Here is a 5,766-nt window from a genome sequence, read left to right on the forward strand (position 1 = left end):
GTCGATGCAGCGGGCGTGGAGTTCGATCATGGGAGCGGGTTCCGGGGTCTGGGCAAACGTGGGTGAGGCGGCAAACAGGGCAATCAACGGAATCAGGAAACGGTGCATGTTATCTCCCGGCCAAGGTCGCGGCGGAGCAGTTCCTGCACTTCGCGAGCGATGTTCCAGGCGTGCCTGGGGTGGGTACGGGTGGCATGGTAGGTGGACATGATGGTGGCCAGCGCATCGGTACTGTCGCGGAACGCCAGCGCCTCCACCGTGGCCGGATCGACACTGCCATCCGGGCGCATGTAGCGCACGGTATCGGGCGCGTCGTCTTCGTTCTCCGAGTACTCGTCGGGCAGGCCAAGGCAGTGGGCGAACTCGTGCGCGTAGGTCCACCCGTCGGTGGTGGTGGCAACGTAAACCGTGGGCGGATCGACCATTTCGCGATCGTAGTCCTTGTGCAGCAGCAGCGTGTAATCCTGCCCGGCATCCACCCACTGGATCTCGTAACGGATCGGGAAGGAACGCGTGCCGCACTGCGGGTCGTTCACCGCCAGGGTGAACGTGCCGTTCCAGTGGCTGGCCACCCCTTCCATCATGCGCAGTTTGGCCGTGGTGACATCGCCGGGCGTGACCCCGGCCAGCGCGGTGACGCGTGCCTTGATCGACACCACCACATCGCCACCGGACTTGGCCGGCACGGCAATGTGGTAGGACACCGGGAACGGGCCCTCGTACTTGCTGCCCTGCGGGTCGAGGGTCTCGAAATAGCGGCCATCGGCATCCACAGCGATCTGTGCTTCATGGTCGCGCAGCCAGCACTGCGGCGGCGGCGGGGTGGCCGACGGCGGCGACGCGGCGGCGGCCTGTTTCAGCACCGCGCCGGCGAGGGACACCGCCGCGGCGATCACCGCTGCCTTGCCGGCGCCGCCGCTGCCGCCCTTGGCGCTCCCGCTGCCACCGGCATCCACGCTGACCATCGCCTGCTGGCCGGCCAGCAGCGTACAGCCGCAGCTGGCCTTGTCGCCGTGGCGGGCCACCGGGTTGCCGTCGATGATGAGGGTGGCGTCGCCGCTGGCGATCACCCCGGGGCCATGCACCTTGCAGACCACCGGGTCGTTGACCCGGGCGACGGCGCGTCCGTCGATGTCCGTGAACGGGGAACCGGCTACTACCGTACCGCCCAGATGGAGGTGGTCACCGACCACGACCAGCATCCTTGCCATTGCATACCTAACTTTGTTTCGACGTATTCAGCCTTGTCAGTTTAACCGGACAACACCCGGCACCGGCAGCCCGTCGGATGCTGCGTTGCACCAAATCCGTACTGGAAAGGGCTAAAATCCGCCCCAGGAAGCCGCTTTGAGCCCGTCTTCACAGGCTTGCGCGCCATCGGCGGCATCCTCCCCATATCTCCCCCCTTTGAGATTCCCATGAAAAAACTCGCGAAGGTCGTCCTCGGCCTGTTCGTGCTGCTGCTATTGGTGGCGGCCGTGTTCCTGTACTGGCCGCTGCACCAGCGGTCGGTTCCGGCCGCCAGCAACGACAAGCCGGTCGACGTCGTGCTGGTGGGTGGCGGCATCATGAGCATCACCCTGGCCACGTTCCTGCAGGAGCTGCAGCCGGACTGGAACATCCAGGTGTATGAACGCCTGGACGGCGTGGCGCTGGAAAGCTCGGACGGCTGGAACAACGCCGGCACCGGCCATTCGGCCTTCGCCGAGCTGAACTACACCCCGGAACTGCCCGACGGCAGCATCGAGACCAAGCGCGCGGTGGGCATCGCCGAGCAGTTCGAGATCTCGCGCCAGTTCTGGTCGCACCAGGTGAAGGCCGGCCGACTCAGCCAGCCGTCGGACTTCATCAACCCGACCCCGCACATGAGCTTCGTCTGGGGCGACGACAACATCGCCTACCTGCACAAGCGCCAGCAGGCGCTGGTGAAGAACCCGCTGTTCTACGGCATGCAGTACTCCGAAGACGCCGCGCAGATCAGGCAGTGGGCGCCGCTGCTGATGGAAGGCCGCGACCCGAAGCAGAAGGTGGCCGCCACCTGGATGCCGCTGGGCACCGACGTCAACTTCGGCGTGATCACCCGCCAGCTCACCGCCGGCCTGCAGCGCAGCCCGAATTTCCAGCTGCACCTGAAGCACGAAGTGGGCGCGCTGCGCCAGAACGATGACAAGACCTGGAACGTGACCGTGAAGGACCTTACGTCCGGCACCGAGTCCACGATCAAGTCGCGCTTTGTGTTCATCGGTGCCGGCGGTGCCGCGCTGAAGCTGCTGCAGCTGTCGGGCATTCCCGAAGCGAAGAATTACGCCGGCTTCCCGGTGGGTGGCCAGTTCCTGGCCTTCCAGAACCCGGCCATTGCCGGGCGCCACACGGTGAAGGCCTACGGCATGGCCGAAACCGGCTCGCCGCCGATGTCGGTGCCGCACCTGGATGCGCGCAAGCTGGACGGCAAGCCGGTGGTGCTGTTCGGTCCGTTCGCGCTGTACAGCACCAAGTTCCTCAAGCACGGCTCGTGGTTCGACCTGTATTCGTCGGTGAACCACAACAACGTGGCCGGCATGCTGGACGTGGGCGCGGAAAACCTGGACCTGGTGAAGTACCTGATGGGCCAGGCGCGCCTGAACGACGCCGACCGCCAGGCAGAACTGGTGAAGTACTTCCCCAACGCCAAGCGCGAGGACTGGAAGCTGGTCACCGCCGGCCAGCGCGTGCAGATCATCAAGCGCGATCCGGAGAAGGGGCCGGTGCTGCAGTTCGGCACCGAGATCGTGACCGACAAGGACCACACCCTGGCCGCGCTGTTGGGTGCCTCGCCGGGTGCGTCGACCTCGCCGCCGATCATGCTGGACCTGCTGAAGAAGGCCTTCCCGCAGCAGATGGCCGCCGGCTGGGAAGCGCGCCTGCAGCAGATCGTGCCGTCCTATGGGCGCAAGCTCAACGAGAGTGCGGCGCTGACCAACGAGATCCGCCGCCAGACCAGCGACACGCTGAAGCTGCCGTACCTGGACGTGCCGGTGGAAACCTCGCCGGCCGTGATGCTGACCCCGCCGCCGGCCGCCAAGCCGGCGCAGAAGACGCGCAACGCCAACGAGGAACTGCAGGCGCTGTAAGCCTGCGGCCTGCGGCCCCGGCCGCGGAGTGAACACCTGATCCGGCCCCGCGTGGGCCGGATTTTTTTTGCCCGTTGCCCTGCACGGCGATGGTGGACGGGCCCGGAATCGTCAGGCCAGGCGCACATCGTCGCGCACGTGGGGCGCATTCAGGAATTGTAAAGCGAATGAGAACGCTTTACATTTACGCACCCCTGCGCTGCCGGCGCGGGCCTGGCCGGAATCCACGGACGGCCGCCAGGCCCTGCTCACCACCCACGGCTGCAACGGCACCGACCCACGGTCGGGGCGTCACCCCCTCAGATGGATCTACCGCCTGGCGCCAGTGGCGCCGGCCTGCTGTGCCTGCTGCCCGCTGTTCCCCCTCCCGAGACCGATTCGAGACCTGCGCATGTCCTTCCGCGATCTTTCGCCCCGCTCCCCCCGCCGTGCCCCGCTGGGCCTGGCCCTGCTTTCCGTGCTGTCGCTGGCCTCGCCCCTGGCCCAGGCCGACACTGCCGCCGACGCCAGCGACGCCAGCGACGCCAAGACGCTGGACAAGGTCAGCGTGCTGGGCGAGCGCGCCGCGCCGTCCAGCACCACGCGCCTGCCGATCAGCCTGCAGGAAACCCCGCAGTCGTCCAGCGTGATCGGCCTGCAGCGGCTGCAGGACGAATCGCTGTTCAGCCTCAACGACGTGATGCGCAACGTCACCGGCGTCAGCGTGTCCTTCTACGACACCCAGCGCCCGCTGTACTACGCGCGCGGCTTTGCCATCACCGATTTCCAGGTGGATGGCATTCCCACCTACAGCGGCTCGACCAACCAGGAATACGACACCGCCTTCTACGACAGCGTGGAAGTGATCCGCGGCGCCAACGGCCTGCTCAGCGGTGCCGGCGTGCCCTCGGCCACGGTCAACCTGCTGCGCAAGCGCCCGGGCAAGACGTTCGATGCCTCCGTCTCGGTCAGCGCCGGCAGCTGGGACTACCAGCGCATGGAAGCGGACGTGACCGCGCCGCTGACCGCCGACGGCCGCTTCCGCAGCCGCGTGGTCGCCGCCTACACCGATCGTGATTTCTATTACGACCGCTACAAGGAAAACAAGATGGCCGGCATGGCCGTGCTGGAAGGTGATCTCACCGACAGCACCACCCTGACCGTGGGCTACCAGACCCAGGACAACAACCCGGTCGGCTCGACCTGGGGCACCGTGCCGTTCTTCGACAGCCAGGGCAACTTCGCGCACCTGCCGCGCTCGACCAACGTGGCCCCGAAGTGGAGCTACTGGCAGCGCGAAACCAGCACCGTGTTCGCCAACCTGGAACAGCATTTCGGCGAAAACTGGCTGCTCAAAGTCAACACCGCCTACACCCGCGGCAACGTGCAGAACGTGCGCCTGTACGGCACCGGCTACCCGGACCCGGCCACCGGCGCGGGCATCTACCTGCGCACCGCCGCCGGTGATTCGGAAGACACCCGGCGCAATGTGGATGCCTACCTGAGCGGTACCTTCGATCTGTTCGGGCGCGAGCATGACGTGACCCTGGGCGGGCAGTGGTCCGACCTGGAGAGCACCACCAACACCCTCGCCCTGAACTACCCCACCGACTGGGCGCGCTGCGGCACCGAGCGCTGCTACTACATCCCCAACATCCGTACGTGGGATGGCGACATTTCCGAAGTGACCTACACGCGTACCGGCGCGCGCCGCGTAGCGCGCACCCGGCAGAGCGGCGTGTACCTGGCCACCCGCCTGCGCCTGGCCGATCCGCTGTCGCTGATCGCCGGCGCGCGCCTGAGCCGCTGGGAGACGCTGACCCGCGCCTACAACGTGGCCGGCGCGTACACCGCCACCAGCGGTGCCTACAAGGTGAAGGACGAAGTGACGCCGTACGTGGGCCTGGTGTATGACATCACCCCGCAGTTCTCGGTATACGGCAGCTACACCGAAATCTTCAACCCGCAGAACTACAAGGACAAAAACGAGAATCTGCTGGCGCCGGTGCAGGGCTCCAACCTGGAAGCGGGCATCAAGAGCCAGTGGTTCGATGGCCGCCTGACCGCCAACGCGGCGGTGTTCGAAGCCAAGCAGGACAACTACGCGATGCGCGACATGAGCGTGCCCGACGGCTCCCTGAGCGACGGCAGCTCGGCCTACATCGGCGTCAACGGCACCAAGGCGCGCGGCTGGGAAGTGGACATCAACGGCGAGATCCTGCCGGGCTGGACGGTCAATGCCGGCTTCACCCACGTCAAGGTGACCCGCGCCGCCACCGACCAGCTGTACGCCAACCCGGCCGAAGACCTGCTGCAGCTCAACACGCAGGTGCAGCTGCGCGGTGCGCTGTCGCGCCTGAGCGTGGGCGGCGGCGTGCAGTGGCAGAGCAAGGTGCAGGGCTACAACATTCCCTACCCGCTGGGCGGCACGGTCACGGTGAACCAGCCGGCGTATGCGCTGGTGCAGTTCAACGCCAACTACCGCATCACCGACAACTGGACGGCCACGCTGAGCGTGCGCAACGCGCTGGACAAGACCTACTGGGCCAACCTGGACTACAACAACTACGGCGAACCGCGCTTCGTGGCGGCCAGCCTGCGCTGGACGTTCTGAGACCACGCGCGTAGCGCCGGGCTCTGCCCGGCTGCATGACAGCGGCCGGGCAGAGCCCGGCAC

Annotated in this window: 3 protein-coding genes; 2 read left to right on the forward strand and 1 reads right to left on the reverse strand. The window is 66.7% G+C overall.

Features of this window, described 5'->3' with window-relative positions; all coding sequences use genetic code 11:
• Positions 1-92: 92 nt before the first annotated feature.
• Complete coding sequence (locus DBR34_RS21875; RefSeq protein WP_219928330.1) at positions 93-1,211, reverse strand: PAAR domain-containing protein; 1,119 nt, start codon at positions 1,209-1,211, stop codon at positions 93-95.
• Positions 1,212-1,418: 207 nt separating this feature from the next.
• On the opposite strand from DBR34_RS21875, the gene mqo reads away from it, so the two are divergent.
• Complete coding sequence (gene mqo / locus DBR34_RS17305; RefSeq protein WP_128097702.1) at positions 1,419-3,110, forward strand: malate dehydrogenase (quinone); 1,692 nt, start codon at positions 1,419-1,421, stop codon at positions 3,108-3,110.
• A gap of 391 nt (positions 3,111-3,501) precedes the next feature.
• Positions 3,502-5,703, forward strand: coding sequence for a TonB-dependent siderophore receptor (locus DBR34_RS17310; RefSeq protein ID WP_128097703.1), 2,202 nt, complete (start codon positions 3,502-3,504; stop codon positions 5,701-5,703).
• The last annotated feature ends 63 nt before the right edge of the window (positions 5,704-5,766 follow it).

It is taken from the genome of Stenotrophomonas sp. HMWF003 (genome assembly GCF_003061285.1).
GTDB classification, from domain to species: Bacteria; Pseudomonadota; Gammaproteobacteria; order Xanthomonadales; family Xanthomonadaceae; genus Stenotrophomonas; species Stenotrophomonas maltophilia_AP.